This window comes from Pseudomonas sp. SWI36, assembly GCF_002948105.1.
In the GTDB taxonomy this organism is placed as follows: domain Bacteria; phylum Pseudomonadota; class Gammaproteobacteria; order Pseudomonadales; family Pseudomonadaceae; genus Aquipseudomonas; species Aquipseudomonas alloputida.
Window position 1 is genome coordinate 925,546 of record NZ_CP026675.1, and the last position, 20,314, is coordinate 945,859.

23 protein-coding genes are annotated in these 20,314 nt (G+C 63.5%); 8 read left to right on the plus strand and 15 right to left on the minus strand.

Features of this window, described 5'->3' with window-relative positions:
• Nucleotides 1–102: 102 nt before the first annotated feature.
• A complete protein-coding gene (cysK, locus tag C4Q27_RS04590; RefSeq protein ID WP_020190628.1) occupies nucleotides 103–1,077 on the minus strand; it encodes a cysteine synthase A in 975 nt (324 codons plus the stop codon).
• A gap of 132 nt (nucleotides 1,078–1,209) precedes the next feature.
• Here cysK and C4Q27_RS04595 point away from each other — a divergent pair, with 132 nt between their 5' ends.
• The 3 genes from C4Q27_RS04595 (at nucleotide 1,210) to C4Q27_RS04605 (ending at nucleotide 4,521) form a co-directional block, all read left to right on the plus strand.
• The gene (locus tag C4Q27_RS04595) at nucleotides 1,210–2,283 is read left to right on the plus strand and encodes a DUF748 domain-containing protein (RefSeq protein ID WP_019436816.1); all 1,074 of its coding nucleotides are present in this window, start codon (nucleotides 1,210–1,212) and stop codon (nucleotides 2,281–2,283) included.
• A 200-nt stretch (nucleotides 2,284–2,483) separates the two neighbouring features.
• Nucleotides 2,484–3,329, plus strand: a complete 846-nt coding sequence (locus tag C4Q27_RS04600) for a MoxR family ATPase (RefSeq protein ID WP_003254658.1) — start codon at nucleotides 2,484–2,486, stop codon at nucleotides 3,327–3,329.
• A 13-nt stretch (nucleotides 3,330–3,342) separates the two neighbouring features.
• On the plus strand, nucleotides 3,343–4,521 hold the full coding sequence (locus tag C4Q27_RS04605; RefSeq protein ID WP_104886552.1) for a VWA domain-containing protein: 1,179 nt from the start codon (nucleotides 3,343–3,345) through the stop codon (nucleotides 4,519–4,521).
• 121 nt (nucleotides 4,522–4,642) lie between these two features.
• Here the strand turns inward: C4Q27_RS04605 and C4Q27_RS04610 are convergent, their stop codons facing one another.
• Genes C4Q27_RS04610 through C4Q27_RS04625 form a run of 4 tightly spaced genes read right to left on the minus strand, consistent with a single transcriptional unit; the run spans nucleotide 4,643 to nucleotide 8,315 of the window.
• Nucleotides 4,643–5,560: a biotin-dependent carboxyltransferase family protein gene (locus C4Q27_RS04610; RefSeq protein WP_104886553.1), complete on the minus strand. Its 918-nt coding sequence runs from the start codon at nucleotides 5,558–5,560 to the stop codon at nucleotides 4,643–4,645.
• Complete coding sequence (gene pxpB, locus C4Q27_RS04615) at nucleotides 5,557–6,243, minus strand: 5-oxoprolinase subunit PxpB (protein WP_003254664.1); 687 nt, start codon at nucleotides 6,241–6,243, stop codon at nucleotides 5,557–5,559. Before pxpB ends, C4Q27_RS04610 begins: the two co-directional genes overlap by 4 nt.
• A complete protein-coding gene (locus tag C4Q27_RS04620) occupies nucleotides 6,243–7,019 on the minus strand; it encodes a 5-oxoprolinase subunit PxpA (protein WP_064491832.1) in 777 nt (258 codons plus the stop codon). The genes pxpB and C4Q27_RS04620 overlap by 1 nt, the downstream gene beginning before the upstream one ends.
• Before the next feature lie 9 nt (nucleotides 7,020–7,028).
• Nucleotides 7,029–8,315, minus strand: coding sequence for an MFS transporter (locus tag C4Q27_RS04625; RefSeq protein WP_064491833.1), 1,287 nt, complete (start codon nucleotides 8,313–8,315; stop codon nucleotides 7,029–7,031).
• Between the two features lie 130 nt (nucleotides 8,316–8,445).
• Between C4Q27_RS04625 and C4Q27_RS04630 the strand changes: the two genes are divergently transcribed.
• On the plus strand, nucleotides 8,446–9,357 hold the full coding sequence (locus tag C4Q27_RS04630; protein ID WP_010955248.1) for a LysR family transcriptional regulator: 912 nt from the start codon (nucleotides 8,446–8,448) through the stop codon (nucleotides 9,355–9,357).
• 134 nt (nucleotides 9,358–9,491) lie between these two features.
• On the opposite strand, the gene C4Q27_RS04635 is transcribed toward C4Q27_RS04630, so the two are convergent.
• The 3 genes from C4Q27_RS04635 to C4Q27_RS04645 are packed head-to-tail and all read right to left on the minus strand — an operon-like array spanning nucleotide 9,492 to nucleotide 11,308.
• Nucleotides 9,492–10,013, minus strand: coding sequence for a DUF2937 family protein (locus tag C4Q27_RS04635; protein WP_003254669.1), 522 nt, complete (start codon nucleotides 10,011–10,013; stop codon nucleotides 9,492–9,494).
• A 9-nt stretch (nucleotides 10,014–10,022) separates the two neighbouring features.
• Nucleotides 10,023–10,796 carry a class II glutamine amidotransferase gene (locus tag C4Q27_RS04640; protein WP_010955250.1) on the minus strand — a complete coding sequence of 258 codons (774 nt, stop codon included), beginning with the start codon at nucleotides 10,794–10,796 and terminating at the stop codon, nucleotides 10,023–10,025.
• Nucleotides 10,797–10,810: 14 nt separating this feature from the next.
• On the minus strand, nucleotides 10,811–11,308 hold the full coding sequence (locus tag C4Q27_RS04645) for a hypothetical protein (RefSeq protein ID WP_064491834.1): 498 nt from the start codon (nucleotides 11,306–11,308) through the stop codon (nucleotides 10,811–10,813).
• A 179-nt stretch (nucleotides 11,309–11,487) separates the two neighbouring features.
• Between C4Q27_RS04645 and C4Q27_RS04655 the strand changes: the two genes are divergently transcribed.
• Nucleotides 11,488–13,530: a S9 family peptidase gene (locus C4Q27_RS04655; RefSeq protein ID WP_104886554.1), complete on the plus strand. Its 2,043-nt coding sequence runs from the start codon at nucleotides 11,488–11,490 to the stop codon at nucleotides 13,528–13,530.
• A 179-nt stretch (nucleotides 13,531–13,709) separates the two neighbouring features.
• Here C4Q27_RS04655 and C4Q27_RS04665 read toward each other — a convergent pair whose 3' ends face one another.
• Nucleotides 13,710–13,988 (minus strand): hypothetical protein, encoded by a 279-nt coding sequence (locus C4Q27_RS04665; RefSeq protein WP_064491836.1) that lies wholly within the window; start codon nucleotides 13,986–13,988, stop codon nucleotides 13,710–13,712.
• A gap of 132 nt (nucleotides 13,989–14,120) precedes the next feature.
• Between C4Q27_RS04665 and C4Q27_RS04670 the strand changes: the two genes are divergently transcribed.
• Together C4Q27_RS04670 and C4Q27_RS04675 are read left to right on the plus strand one after the other, a co-directional pair.
• Complete coding sequence (locus C4Q27_RS04670) at nucleotides 14,121–14,492, plus strand: YajD family HNH nuclease (RefSeq protein ID WP_003254676.1); 372 nt, start codon at nucleotides 14,121–14,123, stop codon at nucleotides 14,490–14,492.
• 71 nt (nucleotides 14,493–14,563) lie between these two features.
• Nucleotides 14,564–15,034: an RNA methyltransferase gene (locus tag C4Q27_RS04675; RefSeq protein WP_010955253.1), complete on the plus strand. Its 471-nt coding sequence runs from the start codon at nucleotides 14,564–14,566 to the stop codon at nucleotides 15,032–15,034.
• A 64-nt stretch (nucleotides 15,035–15,098) separates the two neighbouring features.
• Here C4Q27_RS04675 and C4Q27_RS29280 read toward each other — a convergent pair whose 3' ends face one another.
• From C4Q27_RS29280 to C4Q27_RS04685, 3 genes are read right to left on the minus strand one after another with little or no spacing between them, the layout of a single operon-like run.
• Nucleotides 15,099–15,317, minus strand: coding sequence for an aldehyde dehydrogenase family protein (locus C4Q27_RS29280; RefSeq protein WP_121161120.1), 219 nt, complete (start codon nucleotides 15,315–15,317; stop codon nucleotides 15,099–15,101).
• Between the two features lie 2 nt (nucleotides 15,318–15,319).
• A complete protein-coding gene (locus C4Q27_RS04680) occupies nucleotides 15,320–16,528 on the minus strand; it encodes a hypothetical protein (RefSeq protein WP_064491837.1) in 1,209 nt (402 codons plus the stop codon).
• Nucleotides 16,529–16,569: 41 nt separating this feature from the next.
• Nucleotides 16,570–17,019: a YcgN family cysteine cluster protein gene (locus C4Q27_RS04685; RefSeq protein ID WP_014590031.1), complete on the minus strand. Its 450-nt coding sequence runs from the start codon at nucleotides 17,017–17,019 to the stop codon at nucleotides 16,570–16,572.
• A 145-nt stretch (nucleotides 17,020–17,164) separates the two neighbouring features.
• Here C4Q27_RS04685 and C4Q27_RS04690 point away from each other — a divergent pair, with 145 nt between their 5' ends.
• Entirely contained in the window at nucleotides 17,165–17,758 is a 594-nt protein-coding gene (locus C4Q27_RS04690) for a nitroreductase family protein (RefSeq protein ID WP_014590030.1), read from the plus strand.
• Between the two features lie 112 nt (nucleotides 17,759–17,870).
• On the opposite strand, the gene C4Q27_RS04695 is transcribed toward C4Q27_RS04690, so the two are convergent.
• The 3 genes from C4Q27_RS04695 to rnd are packed head-to-tail and all read right to left on the minus strand — an operon-like array spanning nucleotide 17,871 to nucleotide 20,229.
• Nucleotides 17,871–18,803, minus strand: a complete 933-nt coding sequence (locus tag C4Q27_RS04695; protein ID WP_064491839.1) for a D-2-hydroxyacid dehydrogenase — start codon at nucleotides 18,801–18,803, stop codon at nucleotides 17,871–17,873.
• A gap of 2 nt (nucleotides 18,804–18,805) precedes the next feature.
• Nucleotides 18,806–19,099 carry a YcgL domain-containing protein gene (locus C4Q27_RS04700; RefSeq protein WP_010955258.1) on the minus strand — a complete coding sequence of 98 codons (294 nt, stop codon included), beginning with the start codon at nucleotides 19,097–19,099 and terminating at the stop codon, nucleotides 18,806–18,808.
• Nucleotides 19,096–20,229: a ribonuclease D gene (gene rnd / locus C4Q27_RS04705; RefSeq protein WP_104886555.1), complete on the minus strand. Its 1,134-nt coding sequence runs from the start codon at nucleotides 20,227–20,229 to the stop codon at nucleotides 19,096–19,098. Before rnd ends, C4Q27_RS04700 begins: the two co-directional genes overlap by 4 nt.
• Nucleotides 20,230–20,314: the final 85 nt, after the last annotated feature.

A 20,314-nucleotide genomic window follows, 5' to 3' on the forward strand; every position in this document is an offset into this window, starting at 1 on the left:
CGATCCCGCCGCGGTAAAAACAACCCGGGCGGGATCGCATTCATGAAGATTTTGCAATAAACCAGTCCGCCGATCGTTGCGCCGGATCAGCGGCAAGGCCGATTACTGCTGGGTTTCCTGCTCGCTGAACATGTCGCTGAACAGCATGCTCGACAAGTATCGCTCGCCCGAATCGGGCAGGATTACGACGATGGTCTTACCCTGCATTTCCGGTTTTTCGGCCAGACGCACCGCTGCCGCCATTGCCGCACCGCAGGAAATACCACAAAGGATGCCCTCTTCCTGCATCAGGCGAATCGCCATGGCCTTGGACTCTTCGTCGGTCACCGTCTCCACTTGGTCGACAATCGACAGGTCGAGGTTTTTCGGCACGAAACCGGCGCCGATGCCCTGGATTTTGTGCGGGCTTGGCTTGAGTTCTTCGCCGGCCAGGGTCTGGCTGATCAGGGGCGATGCCACGGGTTCCACTGCCACCGACAGGATGGCCTTGCCCTGGGTATGTTTGATGTAGCGCGACACGCCGGTGATGGTCCCGCCAGTGCCCACGCCTGCCACCAGCACGTCGATGGCGCCGTCCGTGTCGTTCCAGATCTCAGGGCCGGTGGTTTTCTCGTGAATGGCCGGGTTGGCCGGGTTTTCGAACTGGCCCGGCAGGAAGTACTGCGCCGGGTCGGAGGCGACGATTTCGTTGGCCTTCTCGATCGCGCCCTTCATGCCCTTGGCCGGATCGGTCAATACCAGCTCGGCGCCCAGTGCCTTCAGCACCTTGCGGCGCTCCAGGCTCATCGAGGCGGGCATGGTCAGCATCAGCTTGTAGCCGCGGGCGGCGGCAACGAAGGCCAGGCCGATACCGGTGTTGCCCGAGGTGGGCTCGACGATGGTCATGCCCGGTTTGAGCTTGCCGCTGCTCTCGGCGTCCCAGACCATGTTCGCGCCAATGCGGCATTTGACCGAGTATCCGGGGTTGCGCCCTTCGATCTTGGCCAGGATGGTCACACCGCGCGGGGCGATGCGGTTGATCTGCACCAGCGGCGTGTTACCGATGGAGTGGGCGTTGTCTGCAAAGATACGGCTCATGGCAGGGGTCCTTGGCATGAAAAAGCAGGGAAATGACTCAAGGGTAAGCCTGCGGCGGTGGCCCGTAAAGCCTGTTCGAACTCAGCCCGGCACGTTGCGGTCAACCGCACATCCCGCCTTGGAGACAGCCTCATGAAAGCCCGCTATCGCTGGCCGCTGGTCGGCCTGGCCAGCCTGATCGTGCTGCTGGTGGCGCTGCACCTGGCCCTGCCCTACCTGGTGCGCGACTACCTCAACGACAAGCTGGCCGACATGGGTGACTACCGCGGCCAGGTAGCCGATGTGGACCTGGCCTGGTGGCGCGGTGCCTACCAGATCAATGGGCTGAAAATCGTCAAGACCACCGGCAAGGTGCCCGTACCGTTTCTCGACGCCCCACTGATCGACCTTTCGGTGAGCTGGCGTTCGTTGTGGTACGACAAGGCAGTAGTGGCGGAGGTAACCTTCGTGCACCCCGAGCTGAACTTTGTCGACGGTGGTAGCAAACAGGCATCGCAGACCGGCCAAGGTACCGACTGGCGCCAGCAGCTGGAAAAACTCCTGCCCATCACCCTCAACGAAGTGCGTATCGACAATGGCGTGCTGACGTTCCGCAACTTCAATTCCAAACCACCGGTCGACCTCAAGGCCACCCGGTTGAATGCCAGCATCCACAACTTGACCAACGTGCGCGACCAGCAAGGCCGTCGCGATGCAAGTTTCGAAGGGACGGCGCTCATCGCGGGGGATGCGAAGGTAGAAAGCCGTGCCACCTTCGACCCTTTCAGTGATTTCGACGACTTCGAATTCAGGCTTCGCGCCACCGGCATCGAGCTGCGAAAACTGAATGACTTTGCCAGCGCCTATGGCAAATTCGACTTCAATGCCGGGCACGGTGACGTGGTCATCGAGGCCCAGGCAGAAAACGGCCGGCTGAACGGCTATATAAAACCGCTGCTGCGCGATGTCGACGTGTTCGACTGGCAACAGGACGTCGAGGAAAAGGACAAGGGCTTCTTCCGCTCAGTGTGGGAGGCCCTGGTGGGGGCGACCGAAACGGTGCTGAAGAACCAGCCGAAAAACCAGTTCGCCACCCGGGTGGAACTCAGCGGCAGTGTGCGCCAACAGGATATCAGTGCCTTCGAAGCGTTCTTGCAGATCCTGCGCAATGGGTTTGTCCAGGCATTCAATGCGCGCTATGAGCAACCAGCGCCGAAGTCTGACTGAGACAGTGTGACGGGGCATTCAGGGACTGAATACCCGGTCTGCGTTTGCAGCCGCCTGGCCCCGCGTTATAGTCGGAAACAAATCCAGATCATGTGCTGCGTGTTCGGGCCTCTTCGCGGGTAAACCCGCCCCTACAACCTTATTAGGCGCGGGTTTCCCGCGAAGAGGCCCGCAAAGCCCTAAACAGAGGACAACCCCCCATGAAGTTCGAAGGCACCCGCGACTACGTCGCCACAGACGACCTGAAACTGGCGGTAAACGCGGCCATTACCCTCGAACGCCCGCTGTTGGTCAAGGGCGAACCGGGCACCGGCAAAACCATGCTCGCCGAGCAGTTGGCGGCCTCGTTCGGGGCGCGCCTGATCACCTGGCACATCAAATCCACCACCAAGGCCCACCAGGGGCTGTACGAGTACGACGCGGTCAGCCGCCTGCGCGACTCGCAGCTGGGCGTGGACAAGGTGCACGATGTGCGCAACTACCTGAAAAAGGGCAAGCTCTGGGAGGCTTTCGAGGCCGATGAGCGGGTCATCCTGCTGATCGACGAAATCGACAAGGCCGATATCGAATTCCCCAACGACCTGCTGCAAGAACTCGACAAGATGGAGTTCTACGTCTACGAAATCGACGAGACCATCAAGGCCAAACAGCGGCCGATCATCATCATTACCTCGAACAACGAAAAAGAGCTGCCGGACGCCTTCCTGCGCCGCTGCTTCTTCCACTACATCGCCTTCCCCGACCGCACTACCCTGCAGCAGATTGTCGACGTGCACTACCCGAACATCAGCCAGTCGCTGGTCAGCGAGGCACTGGATGTGTTCTTCGACGTGCGCAAGGTGCCGGGCCTGAAGAAAAAGCCGTCCACCTCCGAGCTGGTCGACTGGCTCAAGCTGCTGATGGCCGACAACATCGGTGAAGCGGTGCTGCGCGAACGCGACCCGACCAAGGCCATCCCGCCGCTGGCCGGTGCGCTGGTAAAAAACGAGCAGGATGTTCAACTGCTCGAGCGCCTGGCCTTCATGAGCCGGCGCGGCAACCGCTGACAGGAGCAGGGCCATGCTGCTCAATCTGTTCAATGAGATGCGTGCGGCCAAGGTGCCGGTTTCGGTGCGTGAACTGCTCGACCTGCACCAGGCCTTGCAAAAGCGCGTGGTGTTCGCCGACATGGACGAGTTCTACTACCTCGCCCGCGCCATCCTGGTGAAGGACGAACGCCACTTCGACAAGTTCGACCGTGCCTTCGCAGCCTACTTCAAGGGCCTGGAAAATCTCGACCGGCACATCGAGGCGCTGATCCCCGAAGACTGGCTGCGCAAGGAATTCGAGCGCTCGCTGACCGATGAAGAACGCGCGCAGATCCAGTCGCTGGGCGGCCTGGACAAGCTTATCGAGGCATTCAAACAGCGCCTCGAAGAGCAAAAGGAACGCCACGCTGGCGGCAACAAGTGGATTGGCACCGGCGGCACCAGCCCATTCGGCTCGGGTGGTTTCAACCCCGAGGGCATCCGCGTCGGTGACGCCGGCAAGCGTCAGGGCAAGGCAGTAAAAGTCTGGGACCAACGCGAGTACAAGAACCTCGACGACCAGGTCGAGCTTGGCACCCGCAACATCAAGCTGGCCCTGCGCCGGCTGCGCAAGTTCGCCCGCGAAGGCGCCGCCGAAGAGCTCGACATCGATGGCACCATCGACCACACCGCGCGTGATGCCGGGTTGCTGAACATCCAGATGCGCCCCGAGCGGCGCAACACCGTGAAGCTGCTTTTGCTGTTCGACATTGGCGGTTCGATGGACGCCCACGTCAAAGTCTGCGAAGAGCTGTTCTCGGCCTGCAAGACCGAGTTCAAGCACCTGGAGTATTACTACTTCCACAATTGCGTTTATGAGTCGGTGTGGAAGAACAACCTGCGCCGCACGTCCGAACGTTTTTCCACCTTCGACCTGCTGCACAAGTACGGCGATGACTACAAGGTGGTGTTCGTCGGTGACGCGGCCATGGCGCCCTACGAGATCACCCAGCCCGGTGGCAGCGTGGAGCACTGGAACGAAGAAGCCGGGTATGTGTGGATCCAGCGTTTCATGGAAAAATTCAGGAAGGTCATCTGGATCAACCCGTACCCCAAGCAGGCCTGGGAGTACACCGCCTCGACCCATCTGGTGCGCGACCTGATCGAGGACAAGATGTATCCGCTGACCCTGCAAGGGTTGGAGGACGGGATGCGCTACCTGTCCAAGTGAGGTTGCCTGTACCGGCCCTTTCGCGGGCTCGCCCGCTCCCACAGGCCCCCCCACATTCACAACCCTCAAATGCAGTGCTATCCCTGTGGGAGCGGGCAAGCCCGCGAAAGGGCTAGCAGCCTTAAGACCAACGCCTCAGGTAAAGCTGCTGCTCACGCCAGGCCTGGTCCTGCACCACCGCCCTGAACCGCACCACCGCCCCCGGCATGCACTGCGCCAGTTGCGCCAGCGCCAGCGGCGTCAGCGCGCCCAGCCGCGGGTACCCACCAATGGTCTGCCGGTCATTGAGCAACACGATCGGCTGCCCGTCTGGCGGCACCTGTACCGCCCCCAGCGGGATCCCTTCGGAGATCATCGGCGCCCCTTGGTACACCAGCTGCGGCCCCAACAACCGGATGCCCATGCGGTCGGCCCGGCTATCCAGCGTCCACTCCCGGTTGAATGCCTCGAACAAGCTGGTACCGCTGAATTCACCGATCTGCGCGCCCATCACCAGGTCCAGCACCGGCTTTGGGGCGAACTGCGGGCACAACGCTTGCGGCACTTCGCGCAGGGGGGCATTGCTACCGGTAAAAGCCAATGCCTGGTGTTTAGCCAGCGCAGCACCCTGGCCATCGATGCCACCCAGTGCTTCACGTACCACGGTGGCACAACTGCCCAGCATATCCTCGCCCAGAAACCCACCCGGTGCCGCCAGATACGCCCGCACACCCACTTTGGGCTGTCTCAAGGTCAAGCGCTGCCCCTTGGCCAAGGCAAAGCTGCGCCATGGCGCGAGTGGCTGATCATCGACACACGCATCCAGGTCGGCACCGGCCAGGGCCAGCACGCAATCCTGTTCGGCCACCACGCAAAAACCACCCAGCGCCACCTCGACCACCGGCGCCCCCAACGGGTTGCCCAGCAGCCAGTTGGCCCAGTGCATCGCCACCCAGTCCAGCGCCCCGCCCTGGGTCACGCCAAGGTGGCGCACGCCAAAGCGCCCGGCATCCTGTAACTGGCACAACGGCGTACTGGCCTCGATCATCAACTGCTTCATCCCTGCGCCTCCACATCACCACCCATAGCCAGGAATTCGCTGCGCGAAACCGGCACGAAGCGCACCCGGTCACCGGGTTGCAAGAGGCTGTAACCCTCACGCTCACGGTCGAACAACCGCACCGGGGTGCGCCCGATCAGGTTCCAGCCACCCGGCGATACTGCCGGGTAGGCCGCCGTCTGGCGCTCGGCAATACCCACGCTGCCCGCCGCCACGCGCTTGCGTGGGGTACTCAGACGAGGGCTGGCCAGGCGCTCGTCGACCAGGCCCATGAAGCCGAAACCCGGTGCGAAGCCCAGGGCAAACACCGGGTAATCGCGTTCACCGTGCAATCGAACAATCTCCGCTTCACTCAAGCCGCTGCGAGCTGCCAGCACAGGCAGCTCGGGGCCGACACTGGCGTCGTACCACACCGGGATTTCGTGTCGGCGGCCGCCACTGCCGGTGTCAGGCTGCAAGCCGTCCAGCGCCTGAGCGATTCGCGCCCTGGCCTCGCCTGGCGGCAGGGCAGACTGCACCATCAGCGTGGTATAGGACGGCACCAGGTCCAGCAAATGCTCGCCGAACGCCGCGCTCAAGCGCCGGCTGGCGGCGAGCATCCATGGCATGTTGGCCTCATCGATACGGTCGAACAGGCGTACCATCAGGCTGTCGATGGCGACCACTTCGATTCGCGGCTTCATCACACCTCCAGCCCATCGAGGGCCTGGCGAATCTGCCGCACCGCCGCCACCGAACTGTCGTTGTCGCCATGCACGCAGAGGGTGCGGGCGGCAAGCTGCAAGGCGCTGCCATCGTCAGCCAACAGCGTTTCGCCTCGGGCCAGACGCACCGCCTGCTCCACCACCCGCGCCGGGTCGTGATGCACCGCGCCCGGCAGGCGCCGCGACAGCAGATGGCCGCTGGCGGTGTATGCGCGGTCTGCGAACGCCTCGAACCACAGCGGCACGCCGATTTCATCGCCTAGTGCCTGGGCGGCACGGTTGTCGGCGGTGGCCATCAGCATCAATGGCAGGTTGCTGTCATAGGCCGCTACGGCCTCCAGCACGGTACGCAGCTTGAGCGGGTCGGCCATCATGTCGTTGTACAGCGCGCCATGGGGCTTCACATAGGCCACGCGACCACCCAGCACTTTGCAGATGCCATCCAGCGCACCGATCTGATAATGCAGCAGGTCGCGGATTTCTTCCGGGCTGCAGGCCATGGAGCGGCGGCCGAAGCCGACCAGGTCCGGGTAGGCCGGATGAGCGCCGATAGTCACCCCGTGCTCCAGCGCCAGGGCCACGGTGCGGCGCATGATGCCGGGGTCGCCGGCGTGGTAGCCGCAGGCGATGTTGGCGCAATCGATGTAAGGCATGACCTCGGCATCCAGGCCCATGCGCCAGCTGCCAAAACTCTCGCCCATGTCGCAATTGAGTAGCAGGCGTTCCACCACGAGGCCTCCGTTGTTGTTGTGCATATGCCTACCTTACCGCGCCTGCAGCTGTTTGCCGCGGGTTTCCGGCAAGCTCAAGGCCGCCACGATCACAATGCCGTAGGACACAGCAGAAAACACGCCGATACCCAAACCCAGCGGAACGTTCTGGCCGAGCATGCCGATCATTAACGGGAACAGCGCGGCAATGACCTTGCCGATGTTGTAGCAGAAGCCCTGCCCCGAACCCCGGATGCGCGTGGGGAACAGTTCGGTCAGAAACGCCCCCATGCCGCTGAAGATACCCGAGGCGAAGAAGCCCAACGGGAGACCCAGCCACAGCATCACGCCATCGCTGACCGGCATCTGCGTGTACAACAGCACAATGACGAAAGAGCCCACGGCGAACAGGATGAAGTTCTTCTTGCGCCCCAGCAGGTCGGACAGATAAGCGCTGACCACATAGCCCACGTACGAGCCGACGATCACCATGGCCAGATAACCACCCGTGCCCAGCACACTCAGGCCGCGTTCGTTCTTCAGGAAGGTTGGCAGCCACGAGGTGATGGCGTAGTAACCGCCGAGCGCGCCGGTGGTCAGCAGGGATGCCCGCACGGTGGTCCAGAGCATGCCCGGGGCGAAGATTTCGTAGAAGCGCGAAGGTGCCTCGGCGTTTTCCACTGCCTTGGCCTTACGATAGACCTCAGGGTCCTTGACCAGGCGGCGAACGAAGATCACGAAGATTGCCGGTACCAGCCCCAGCAGGAACAACGCACGCCAAGCCTGCTCTGCCGGCAGCCAGGAGAACAGCAGCGCATAGAGGATGGCCGTGAGGCCCCAGCCGATTGCCCAGCCGGACTGCACCATGCCCACCGCCTTGCCGCGGTCCTGGGCGCGGATCACCTCGCCGATCAACACCGCACCGGCGGTCCACTCGCCACCGAAGCCAAAGCCCATCAGGGTTCGGGCAATCAGCAATTGCTCGTAGTTCTGAGCGAAGCCGCACAGGAAGGTGAAGAAGGCGAACCACAACACCGTCAGTTGCAGGGTACGCACCCGGCCGATGCGGTCGGAGAGGATACCCGCCACCCAGCCTCCTACAGCCGAGGCGATCAGCGTGCTGGTGTGGATCAACCCGGCTTCGGTGGTGGTGATACCCCACAGCATGATCAGCGTAGGGATGACGAAACTGAGCATCTGTGTGTCCATACCGTCCAGGCCATAGCCAATCTTGCAGCTCCAGAAGGTACGTCGTTGCTGTTTGTCGATGTCACGGTACCAGGCGAAAGGCCCGGACGAAGGGAGGGTACTGACCTGCTGCTGCACGCCGGTGGGGTTCATGGATGCCTCGGCTTGTTGGTATTGTTTTATGGGCGACATGAAGCGTCGCGGCCTGGGCGCCATTGTTCAGAGGCCGCCTCGCCTGCGTCCAACGAAAAAAACCGCCGGTCTGGAACAAGAAAAACTGATCATGAACCTTCGCTTCCTCGAAACCTTCGTCTGGGTCGCCCGGCTCAAGAGCTTCCGCCTGACGGCAGAAAAGCTGTTCACCACCCAGGCTTCGGTATCCAGCCGCATTGCCGCACTGGAGGCTGACCTGGGCGTGAAGCTGCTGCTGCGCGACTCCCGCGGCGTCAGCCTGACCCCGGAAGGCAGCAAGGTGCTGGAATACGCCGAACGCATGCTGGAAACCGCCAAGGCCATGAAGCAGTCGCTGGACAGCGACCGGGCCAAGGTCGGGCGCATTCGCATCGGGGTGATGGATACTGTGATCCACACCTGGATGAGCGCGCTGGTGGCGGAGCTGACCGAGCGCTACCCACAGGTGGAAATCGAACTGGTGGCCGACACCGCGCTGAACTTGCGCGAGCAGCTGCAGAAGGGCTTTCTTGACGTGATTTTGCAGACCGACTTGCTGCGCGAGCAATCGATCCGCAGCCTCGACCTGGCACGCTACCCAATGGGCTGGGTGGTGGCCGCAGGCGCCCACCAGCACCGGGACTATGCGTCGCTGGCCGAACTTGGGCGCGAGCGCATCATCACCTTCTCGAAGAATTCACGGCCGCACCAGGAGGTGCTGAGCTTGCTGCAGGCTGCGGGGGCAGAGGCACCCCGGTTGAATTGTGTGAACTCGGTGGCGGCGATTACCCGGCTGTTGCGCGACGGCTTTGGCATTGGCGCGCTACCGCCGGCGCTGGTGGATGCCGAGTTGGGCCGGGGCGAGCTGGTGCTGCTGGAAGGGTTGCAGCCGCCGCCGAGCCTTGAGCTGGTGGTGGCGTGGCAGACCGGGGTGGCGTTGGTCGATGAGGTGGTTGGGGTTTGCCGGCAGGTGTTGGCGCGGTATGCGCGGGATGTGGGTGGGCAGCGGATCGTGCTGGTCTGACCAACAGTCTCCGCCTGTACCGGCCCTTTCGCGGGCTTGCCCGCTCCCACAGGATCATCACAGGCCTGGCGGGCCAGGTTGTACCTGTGGGAGCGGGCAAGCCCGCGAAAGGGCCGCTACAGGTACAGCAAAACTTAGCGCCAGCTCTCTTTCACCACCCTGCGCCGCCCGCCCAGGATCAGCCAGCCAATCCCCAACAACAGGCTTTCGACCACAAAGGCCAGCACAAACCCGGCACCCACACCCCAGCCAATCGCCTCGGGCACCAGCAGAATCTGGTAGCTGTAGCCATTGAGGGTTTCTTCACGTAACTGCGGGTCGGCCTGTACCAGCACATGCCAGGTACGCTCGGCCCATGACCCTTGCAGCACCTGCCATTCGTTTTCCAGCAGTTCGTTGCGGATCATCAGGCTTTCGATGCTGTTGGCATCACTGTTGAACACCGGGTCGTCGCTGCTGCGGTAGTGCTGCAGCAGCGCCTGCAAGTCGCCCTTGAAAAAGCGCTCGGCCGTTTGCCGGAACCCATCGAGCGCCTCGCGCGATTCGAACAGGTGCGCCTCGACCCGCTGGCTATAGTCCTTGACCAGCCCCGGGACCTGGATACCGGCCAGCAGGCCGAAGGTGAACAACAGCAATCGCAGGTAACTTCTGAACATGCAGCGTCCTTAGCTCTGGCCGTGCGCCACGCACTCGCCGTGCCGCCACAGGGCCCACTGACCCGGCGCGTAGCGGTGCCAGGTCTCGTTCTCGGTCAGGGCCTCGGTGGCAATCACCGTGACCACGTCGTTGGGGGTGGTTTCGGTATGAAAATCGACGATCAGGTCGACATCCTTCAACCGTGCGGCACCGAATGGCGCACGGCGGGTAATGTGCACCAGCTTGGTCGAGCAAAAGCAGAACAGCCAGTCGCCGTCGCTGAGCATGCAGTTGAACACGCCCAGATCCCGGTAGCCGGCACAGGCTTCGACCAGCACGGGCAGCAGCTGCTCCACCGGCACCGGTTCGGGGAAGGCGCTGCGGATGCGGTTGAGCAAGTCGCAGAAGGCCGCTTCGCTGTCGGTGTCGCCCACTGGCCGGTAGAAACTGGCCAGGCCCTTGAAGTCACCCAGCTGGCCGTTGTGCGCGAAGCACCAGTTGCGGCCCCACATTTCCCGCACGAACGGGTGGGTGTTGGACAGGCACACCCTGCCGACGTTGGCCTGACGGATATGACCGATCACCACTTCACTTTTGATCGGGTAGCGCTGCACGAGGTTGGCCACTTCCGACTCGCTGCTCGCGGCCGGGTCCTGGAACAGGCGCAGGCCGCGGCCTTCGTAAAAGCCTATCCCCCAGCCGTCACGGTGCGGGCCGGTTCGCCCGCCCCGCTGCATCAGGCCGGTGAAGCTGAAAACGATGTCGGTAGGGACGTTGGCACTCATGCCCAGCAGTTCGCACATAGGCGTGTCTCCGTTTACAGACGAGGCTCGACCCGGCCTGCGCCACGCGTAGCGGCTGGCGGCAAGTCGTCACGGTAACGGTCGCTGCGCTCGGCAGCCAGCGGCGCCTGGGTGCCGAGCTGGTCATCCTCGGCCTGCTGACGCCTGGCGGCGGCTTCGGCCTGCTCACGGCGTGCGTGCGCGCGCTTTTCCAGCGGCCAGCGCAGCAGCACGAAGAGGAAGTACAGGCCGAAGGCGATCATGCCGTACATGGCGAAGTCGGACACAGCGCGCCAGGCGTTGTTGCCGACCTTGAAAGCGACATCCAGCGCAGTGATGGCGATTGCAGGGGCGAAGCTGTCCTTGACCGGGTCGACGATGGTCGGGGTCAGCAGCAGCACCGCCAGCACCACCCGTAGCGGTTCGCGCAGCCAGCGCCACATCCAGCCGGTGAGCTTGAAGCCCACCAGCAGGCACCCTAAGGCGGCTACTGCGTACAAGCCCCAGGCGAAGGTGTAGTCGTTCTCGGTCATGGTGTTCGTGCAAGCCAGGCAAAGAGATGCCTATGATAAACACTTTTCCGGGCGCAGACAGTGTTTGCCTGTGCCGGCCTCTTCGCGGGTAAACCCGCTCCTACCTCGGTGCGACCCCTGTAGGAGCGGGTTTACCCGCGAAGAGGCCGCCACAGGTAACCCCAATCAAGAGACCTTCAATGCCAACCAAGCCCCAACCCCCGATTGCCCAAGCCGACCAGGCCACCGACCCGTATGCCTGGCTGCAACAGCGCGACACCCCCGAGGTACTCGCTTACCTGCAAGCTGAAAACGCCTACCAGGAAGCCTGCCTGGCCGACCAGGCACCGTTGCGTGAGCGACTGTTCGAAGAAATCAAGGGCCGCATCCTGGAGACCGACCTGTCATTGCCGGCGCCCTGGGGCCCCTACCTGTACTACACCCGTACCACCGCCGGCGACGAATACCCGCGTCACTACCGCTGCCCACGCCCGGCCGACGACTCGAACACCGTCGATGAAAGCCAGGAGCAACTGCTGCTCGACCCCAACGCCCTGGCCAACGGCGGTTTCCTCTCCCTGGGCGCGTTCAACATCAGCCCCGACCACCGCCTGCTGGCCTATAGCCTCGACACCAGCGGCGACGAAATCTATACCCTGTACGTCAAAGACCTGGCCAGTGGCAGTGTCACTACCCTGCCCTTCGACGACTGCGACGGTAGCCTGACCTGGGCCAACGACAGCCAGACGCTCTTCTTCGCAGAGCTGGACGACACCCACCGCCCATGGCGCCTGCGTCGCCACACCTTGGGCACGGACGCCGCGCACACCGTGTTCGAAGAGCCAGACGGGCGTTTCTTCCTGCACTGCTACCGCACCAGTTCCGAGCGCCAGCTGGTGCTGCTGCTGAACAGCAAGACCACCAGCGAGGCCTGGGTGCTGGACGCCGACACCCCGCAGGCGCCGTTCACCTGCCTGGCGCCGCGCGTCGAAGGCCACGAATACTTCCCCGACCACGGCCAACTCGACGGCCAGTGGCGCTGGTTCATCCGCACCAACCAGGATGGCATCAACTTCGCCCTGTACCACGCGCCAGCCGCGCCAGTGCCAAGCCGCGAACAGTGGCAGGTGCTGGTGGCGCACCGCGACGCGGTCATGCTCGAAGGCCTCAGCCTGAACACCGGTGCCCTCACCCTGAGCCTGCGCGAAGGCGGCCTGCCGATCATCGAAGTCCGCCCGCAGGGCTTGCCGGCCTACCGCGTCGAACTGCCAGACGCCGCCTACAGCCTGTACGTGCAGGACAGCCTGGAATTTGCCAGCACTCGCATACGCTTGCGCTACGAAGCGCTCAACCGCCCGGCCCAGGTGCGCCAACTGACGTTGCCCACGGGCGCCCAGGTGGTGCTCAAGCAAACCCCGGTGCTCGGTGCATTCGATGCCGATGACTATGTCAGTGAACGCCTGTGGGCAACCGCAGCGGACGGCACCCAGGTGCCGATCAGCCTGGTACGCCGCCGCCAGGACCTGGGCAAGACCGTGCCACTGTACCTGTACGGCTATGGCGCCTATGGCGAAAGCCTCGACCCCTGGTTCTCACATGCGCGCCTGAGCCTGCTGGAGCGCGGCGTGGCCTTTGCCATCGCCCACGTGCGAGGTGGTGGTGAACTGGGGGAAGCCTGGTACCGTGCCGGCAAGCAGGAGTACAAGCACAACACGTTCAGCGACTTCATCGCCTGCGCCGAGCACCTGATCAGCGAGGGCGTGACTGCCGCCGACCGCCTGGCCATCAGTGGTGGCAGCGCCGGCGGCCTGCTGATCGGCGCGGTGCTCAACCTGCGCCCGGAGCTGTTCCGCTGCGCCATTGCCGAAGTGCCGTTCGTCGACGTGCTCAACACCATGCTCGACCCGGAGCTGCCGCTGACCGTGACCGAGTACGACGAATGGGGCAACCCTGAGGAGCCGGAGGTGTATGAACGGATCAAGGCTTATGCGCCGTACGAGAACCTGAAAGCGCAGGCCTACCCGGCGATGCTGGTGGTGGCGGGCTACAACGACAGCCGCGTGCAGTATTGGGAGGCAGCCAAATGGGTGGCGAAGTTGCGCACACTCAAGACCGACAGCAACCTGCTGCTGCTCAAGACCGAGATGGGGGCTGGGCATGGCGGGATGAGCGGGCGGTACCAGGGGTTGAAGGATGTGGCCCTGGAGTATGCGTTCGTGTTTGGCGAGCTGGGTATTGCCTAAACTCAGGTTTGAGCACCCCCGCGATCGCTGTGGGAGCGGGCAAGCCCGCGAAGCCAACACCGTGGTGGATGGCACGGGCTTCGCCCGTGTTCGCGGGCAAGCCCGCTCCCACACGCGCCAGCTTCAGAAATTGAGCAAGACAGTTGCTCCAACATGATGACGGCGTGGGCCGCTCATGCTCAATCATTCTGGGCCGGCGGCTTCGGCGGGTCCTGTCGCAACCCGGGCAATGGCTGGTCCTTCGGCGGGCCGGGCACTGGCATCGGCGGCAACAAGGGCGCCCCCGGCTGGCTGTCATAAGCCTTGGGCGGTGTGCTCGGGGTAATCTGCGGGTATGGCGTAGGCGTCGGCGTACCGGGCGCGCCGGGTACTGGCGGCGTGAGCCTGGGTGGCGGGCTGGCAGCTTCTGCCAGGGGCAGGCCAGCCATCAACAGCGCGGCGAGGATCGCGTGAAACATCAGCAACCTCCTGTCGGGAACCTTTCTACAGGCTACGCCTAAATCAACGCTTTCGCCTGTCCGCCTGACCTGCAAGCGCGCTAGACTCAATGGCATAACCGTCACCTGCCTGATCAGAACAAAGGAAACACCATGAGCTCCACCTCTTCTGCCGCCGCTACCGCGCGCCTCGACCGCATCCTGGCCGATGCCAAGCGCGACAAGGAAATGGGCTACCGCGACAAGGCCCTGAGAATGTACCCGCACGTATGCGGCCGCTGCGCCCGCGAGTTCGCCGGCAAGCGCCTGAGCGAGCTGACCGTGCATCACCGTGACCACAACCACGACAACAATCCTCAGGACGGCTCCAACTGGGAGCTGCTGTGCCTGTACTGCCACGACAACGAGCACTCGCGCTACACCGACCAGCAGTACTTCAGCGAAGGCTCCACCAGCACCCCGAGCATTGCCAAGGCTACGCACAACCCGTTTGCAGGGCTGGCGGGCATGCTGAAGAAAGACTGACCATCGATTCGCCCCCCGCTGTTACCGGGCAGCCCGTATAATCGCGCTTTTTTCGCGAAGGGCCCCGGTACGTGGCAAACAAACGATACAGCTGCATCGGCCTGTTCAACCCCAAGTCGGCAGAAAACGTCGGCTCTGTGATGCGCGCCGCGGGCTGCTATGGCGTCAATTCGGTGTTCTACACGGGCAAACGCTATGAACGCGCACGTGACTTCGTCACCGACACCAAGCGCGTGCACTACGACATCCCGCTGATCGGCATCGACGACCTGCAGCGCATTATTCCGTTGGGCTGCACGCCCGTGGCGGTGGAACTGGTGGAGGGTGCGCGGCCATTGCCGGATTACACCCATCCGGACCGGGCCATTTACATCTTCGGGCCAGAGGACGGCTCGTTGAGCGAAGACGTGCGGGGATGGTGTGAAGAGACCATCTACATCCCGACCGAGGGCTGCATGAACCTGGCGGCGACGGTGAATGTGGTGCTGTATGACCGCATGGCCAAGGGTCTGAATACCCGTTCGGGGCCCAAGTTCAAATAGAAAGGCCGCCACTGCGGCAACAGGATAGACCTGCCAACACAGGGCGACCGAGTGCTGAGCTCCGTCAGAACAGCACCGAAACCGGGCCGAACATTGCCTCGACAAACCATGGGTTGTCGCAATCTACGTTGCCGACGATGGTTGGCTGCACGCTCCCCCTCCTCGGTTTCGCCCCGTGAACAATGCTGAGTTTCTGCTCCGCGGTGTATTCCAGGTACGACTTGATACGCTTGAAGTGCGACTTGCAGACGATGCCGCCCTGCCGATTGTCAGGCGCAGGGATGCCTAGTGCAGCACCTTGCTCTGCAACACATCGGAACGCCGCCCCAGCACGTTCTCGCTGATCTGCACGAAGTCTTCGGTACTGACGCTGGGCAGGCGCATCAGCCCACGTACCACATCATCCAACGAACGTTTGGCCTGGGTGTGAATGCGGATTTCCTTGTCCAGCGCCTGCAACAGCATCACGCCGCGGGCCACCTGGGCCGGGCTTGCGCGTTCACCCTTGAGCCGGTTGACCTTGGCGCCCTGCTTGCTCAGACGCGCCTGCCAGACCTGGTAGCGGTCATCACTCATCCCGCCCGAGCGGCGTAGCAACTCGTTGGCGTAATAATCGGTCAGGCTCTCTACCAGCCAGTCACTGCCGTCACGCCCGTGAATCTGCGCGAACAGTTGCACCAATTCGCGCAGCAACGGGCTATTGCCGTTTTCGCTGACCATGGGCCGGGCACTGTTCAGGTACAACGAGCCCTGCGCAGCCATAGCCCCTCGCCACATGCCGTCACGCGCCCCGACCAACAGCAGCTTGGGCGGGTTACGCGGGAACACAGCTTGTAGTTGTGGCCAGACGAATGTGAGCAAGGTCAGGCTGTCCATGCGCCGCATGCCCTGCCCCACCGGCGCGGCCACGGTCACTTCGGTCTCGCCCAGGCGGGCGCGGCGGCTGCCCAGGTCGCCGGCAAGCATCCAGCCGGTCGGGCGATCGAACAGGCGCGACACGTTGTCGATGCGAAACTTCCCCTTGCCGATGCGCGGCCAGGACGTTTCGATGCTCTTCCAGCCCTCGGGCAGGTCGAAAGCCAGGCGCGCCACCAGCTCGGTACCATCCTGCTGGTCGAGGCGCGCAGGGGGTATCAGCTGGTCGCCGAGGAACAGTGCCCAGTGCGGAGTGATGCGTGATGAATAGGCGCCGCTGGCCAGTTTCTGGTCCAGCTGCACACGGTAGCTGAGGCTGGTCTTGCCGGCCGCTGGCTGCCAGATACCACGTTGCCCCTTCAGCTGCCATTGCCCATCAGCCTGGAAGCCGCTGTAGGCCCCAGCCTTGCCCAGGTCGAAGTCCAGGCTGCGCACGGCGCTGCCTTCGGCCAATGTCACGCGGACCTCGGCCTGACCGCTGGCAGGCAGCAAGCGCACCTGGTAGTCGAGGTCGACCTTTTTCGCCCAGGCCGGCGAACTGGCCATCAGGCCCAACAGCAACATCAGGTGGCAACGCATACAGAAACTCCTTGTTTCCCCGAGGCAGCGGGCCGCGCCGGTCAGCTGGCGCGAAAGATCAGGTGGTCTTCCCAGTCGTCTTCGTGCACATCGTGTTCACTGAGCATACGCCCCGACTGGGAAATGCGCTGTTCATGAACCTGTTGCCGGTCGCCACAGACCAGGTGATGCCAGGCCGGCAAGTCCTTGCCCTCACTGACCAGGCGGTAACCGCAGGTACTCGGCAGCCACTTGAACTGGTCGGCCTTGCCCGGGGTGAGCTGGATGCAGTCTGGCACTTGGGCGAAGCGGTTGGGGTAGTCGCTGCACTGGCAGGTATTCAGGTCCAGCAATTTGCAGGCGATGCGCGTGTAATAGACGCTGTTGTCGTCTTCGTCCTCGAGCTTTTGCAGGCAGCACAGGCCGCAGCCATCGCACAGCGATTCCCACTCTTGCTGGCTGAGCTCTTCGAGGGTCTTGCGCCGCCAGAACGGCGCGTTTTCAGCGATCATCACACAGGGTTCCTGCCTTCATCTTGGGGGCCACGGCGCGCGGCGGCGCCAGTCTAGAGCCTGGCCTTCGGCAAAGCCAGACCGCTTGTCAGTCGCGACGGCACGCAGTAGCGTGCGCTTTTCCCGTCCGTTCGCAGGAGCCGCCATGAGCGCCAACCCCCGCATTGCCGATTACGCCATCAACGAGCAGTTCATCAACCGCTGGTCGCCACGCGCCTTCACCGCCGAGCCGATCAGCGAAGAAACCCTGCTGAGCTTCCTCGAAGCCGCCCGCTGGGCACCTTCGGCCTATAACTCGCAGCCTTGGCGCTTCCTGTATGCCCGCCGCGACACGCCGAACTGGGAGCGTTACCTGAGCCTGCTGGTGCCCTTCAATCGCAGCTGGGCGCAACAGGCGTCGGCGCTGGTGCTGGTCATTTCCAAGACCACGTTCGCGGCCCCGGGCGCTACGGAAGAAAAACCGGCGCTGTGGCACACCTTCGACACGGGGTCTGCCTGGGGGCACCTGGCCCTGCAGGCCAGCATCAGCGGCTGGCATACCCATGGCATGGCCGGCTTCGATCAGGACCTGGCACGTCAGGAACTGAAGATTCCCGAGGGTTACGTACTGCATGCCATGGTGGCGATCGGCAAGCTGGGGGACAAGGCCAGCCTGGATGAAGCCCTGCAGGCGCGTGAAGTGCCGAGCCCGCGCAAGCCGCTGAGCGAGCTGGCTGCTGAAGGCGATTTCAGTCTGTAAGGTTTGTGTTGGCAGGGCTGGCCTCTTCGCGGGCAAGCCCGCTCCTTCGGGGTATCACCACCCTGAGCTGGAGCGGGTTTACCCGCGAAGAGGCCGGTACAGGCCGCAGCGATCAGTAGCCCCGGGCGAAATCGACTTCACCCCGCAACCCCTGCCCCGCTTCATATGCCCGCACATTCTCGACAAACAAGCGCACCATCGCTGTCGGCGAGGTGGGCGCCGAGCTGTGCCCGGTCAGCAGCAAGCCCCAGGCGGTCCAGAACGGGTGTTGCTTGGGCAACGGCTCCTGGCGGCACACATCGATCACGGCACCGGCCAGATGGCCCTCTTTCAACGCCTCGACCAGGTCGGCATCGACCACCGCCACACCACGCCCGGCATTGATGAACAAGGCCGAGGGCTGGAAGCACTTGAACAGCGCGGCGTCATACAGGTCATGAGTCGCCGGGGTATCCGGCAGCAGGTTCAGCACATAGTCGACCTGGCCGACCATGCGCGGCAGGTCGGCCAGCGCCGCCACCTGGACGAACGGGGCCTGTTCACGGGCGCTGCTGGCAACCCCGTACAGCTCCACACCAAACGGCTGCAGGAACTCGGCCACACGCTGACCAATGTCACCCGCCCCCACTATGAGGACCTTGCGCCCTTCCAGGCTGCGCCCCGGGCGGTCATCCCAGCGCCGCTCGACCTGGCTGACCAGGCGCGACAGCACCTCACGCTCATGGCCTAGCATATAGGTGAGCATGTACTCGGCCATCACCTGACCAAATATGCCAACTGCGCGGCTCAGGCGGTAATCACGCGGCAGGCCGTCGGCCAGCAACGGCGTGATACCGGCCCATGTCGACTGTATCCAGCCCGGCTTGTGGCCTTGGCGCAGCAGACTGGCCAGCAAGTCCGGCTGGCCCAGCCACACCGGGCACTGCGGTGCCTGGCGGGCCAGTTCGGCAGAGTCGCCGCTGGTCACAACGTCCACGTCAGGCGCGGCTGCGCGCAAAAGGCCGGCGTATCGAGCATGGTCATGCTCAGCGATCAGTACGCGCATGGTCAGACGGGGTCGTTGCGGCGCAGCAGCTCTTCGGGCAGGTGCTCGATGTACTCATCTTCCAGCGGCGGCATCTGCAGGTGGTAGCCTTGGCTTTCGAGGTTCTCCAGCACCTTGGTGATGTCCTCGCGGGCCAGCTTGCGCTCAGGGGTGAGCACCAGGTCGAAAGCGTGCACGGGGGTGCCGAAGAACGGCAGCAGGCCTTCAGGCACGCGCTCCAGGCCGTCAGCCTTGAGTACGTACAGGTACATTTCGTTCTTGCGTGGGCTCTTGTAGATCGAGCAAATGCGTTTCATCGGGTTTCTCCGGCACCTGCCAGGTTGTCCAGCAGGGCCTGGCCCATGCGCTCACGGCGCCAGCCGCGCAGCGAATCGGGCAGTTGATAAGGGCCATTGGGGTATCCGCTCTTGAGCAGCGCCTCCAGGGCTTTCTTGCGCAGCATCAGCTCGGGTGCAATCCCCAGGCGCTCGCCTTCGGCCTGGCCGATGGCACGCAGCCGCTTGAGAAGGCCAGCAGCCTCGATCGGCAGCGGCTCGGGCAAGGGCGCTGGCCATTGCTCGGCCGGCAGGCTGGCGGCGCGCTTGATCAGCTGGATGAGGAACTCACCGTCCTGACGAATGGTGCGCGGGTGCATCTCGTCGATCTTGGCCAAGGCCGACAGGTTGTTCGGCTGGCTTTTGGCCATGGGCCAGAGCGAGTGCTCCTTGAGGATACGATTACGCGGCACATCGCGGTTGCGCGCTTCGCGTTCGCGCCAGGCGCACAGCTCACGTAGCACTGCCAGTTGTTGAGGCGCCAGCTTCCAGGCCAGCTTGACGTCGCGGTACAGGCTTTCGGGCTCGACTTCACGGCGCAACGCAGCCACCAGCTCGGCGCCGTCTTCCAGCACCCAGGCATACTTGTCGTCACTCAGCCGCGGGCGCAGCACGGTGAAAAGCTCGGCCAGGTGCACGGCATCTTCGGCAGCGTAGCTGACCTGGGTTTCCGAGAGCGGGCGTTGCAGCCAGTCGGAGCGGGTTTCGCCTTTGGGCAATTCGATGCCCAGCACTTCCTGCACCAGGCGCGAATAGCCCATGGAGAAGCCCAGGTTCAGGTAACCGGCGGCCAGCTGAGTGTCGAACAGCGGCTGAGGCAGCTTGCCGGTCAGGCGCAGCAGCACTTCGAGGTCTTCGCTGCAGGCGTGCAGCACCTTGACCACACCGCTGTCTTCCAGCAGGTCGGCCAAGGGTTGCCAGTTGCCGATCAGCAGCGGGTCGATCAGGAAGGCGCGTTGGCCGTCGCCGATCTGGATCAGCCCGGCTTTCGGGTAAAAGGTGTCGACCCGCATGAATTCGGTGTCGACGGCGACGAAGGGCAGTTGGTGCCAGTCGCGGCAGTGTTCGGCCAGGCTCTGGTCGTCACGGATCCAGTGAATTTCGATGGCCACAAGGCTCTCCCACTAACATTGGCGCGCAGTATATACGGCGCGGGCACTGCGGGTGAAACTGTCCCGCTTTTCGGGGGCAGTCCAC

Coding starts and splice junctions, on each gene's coding strand:
- cysK (WP_020190628.1), bottom strand. CDS start 1,077: ATGAGCCGTATCTTTGCAGACAACGCCCACTCCATCGGTAACACGCCG.
- C4Q27_RS04630 (WP_010955248.1), top strand. CDS start 8,446: ATGAACCTTCGCTTCCTCGAAACCTTCGTCTGGGTCGCCCGGCTCAAG.
- C4Q27_RS04695 (WP_064491839.1), bottom strand. CDS start 18,803: ATGCGCGTACTGATCGCTGAGCATGACCATGCTCGATACGCCGGCCTT.
- C4Q27_RS04665 (WP_064491836.1), bottom strand. CDS start 13,988: ATGTTTCACGCGATCCTCGCCGCGCTGTTGATGGCTGGCCTGCCCCTG.
- C4Q27_RS04620 (WP_064491832.1), bottom strand. CDS start 7,019: ATGCACAACAACAACGGAGGCCTCGTGGTGGAACGCCTGCTACTCAAT.
- C4Q27_RS04680 (WP_064491837.1), bottom strand. CDS start 16,528: ATGCGTTGCCACCTGATGTTGCTGTTGGGCCTGATGGCCAGTTCGCCG.
- C4Q27_RS04690 (WP_014590030.1), top strand. CDS start 17,165: ATGAGCGCCAACCCCCGCATTGCCGATTACGCCATCAACGAGCAGTTC.
- C4Q27_RS04610 (WP_104886553.1), bottom strand. CDS start 5,560: ATGAAGCAGTTGATGATCGAGGCCAGTACGCCGTTGTGCCAGTTACAG.
- C4Q27_RS04640 (WP_010955250.1), bottom strand. CDS start 10,796: ATGTGCGAACTGCTGGGCATGAGTGCCAACGTCCCTACCGACATCGTT.
- C4Q27_RS04700 (WP_010955258.1), bottom strand. CDS start 19,099: ATGAAACGCATTTGCTCGATCTACAAGAGCCCACGCAAGAACGAAATG.
- C4Q27_RS04605 (WP_104886552.1), top strand. CDS start 3,343: ATGCTGCTCAATCTGTTCAATGAGATGCGTGCGGCCAAGGTGCCGGTT.
- C4Q27_RS04595 (WP_019436816.1), top strand. CDS start 1,210: ATGAAAGCCCGCTATCGCTGGCCGCTGGTCGGCCTGGCCAGCCTGATC.
- C4Q27_RS04625 (WP_064491833.1), bottom strand. CDS start 8,315: ATGAACCCCACCGGCGTGCAGCAGCAGGTCAGTACCCTCCCTTCGTCC.
- C4Q27_RS04685 (WP_014590031.1), bottom strand. CDS start 17,019: ATGATCGCTGAAAACGCGCCGTTCTGGCGGCGCAAGACCCTCGAAGAG.
- C4Q27_RS04670 (WP_003254676.1), top strand. CDS start 14,121: ATGAGCTCCACCTCTTCTGCCGCCGCTACCGCGCGCCTCGACCGCATC.
- C4Q27_RS04635 (WP_003254669.1), bottom strand. CDS start 10,013: ATGTTCAGAAGTTACCTGCGATTGCTGTTGTTCACCTTCGGCCTGCTG.
- C4Q27_RS04645 (WP_064491834.1), bottom strand. CDS start 11,308: ATGACCGAGAACGACTACACCTTCGCCTGGGGCTTGTACGCAGTAGCC.
- C4Q27_RS04655 (WP_104886554.1), top strand. CDS start 11,488: ATGCCAACCAAGCCCCAACCCCCGATTGCCCAAGCCGACCAGGCCACC.
- pxpB (WP_003254664.1), bottom strand. CDS start 6,243: ATGAAGCCGCGAATCGAAGTGGTCGCCATCGACAGCCTGATGGTACGC.
- C4Q27_RS04600 (WP_003254658.1), top strand. CDS start 2,484: ATGAAGTTCGAAGGCACCCGCGACTACGTCGCCACAGACGACCTGAAA.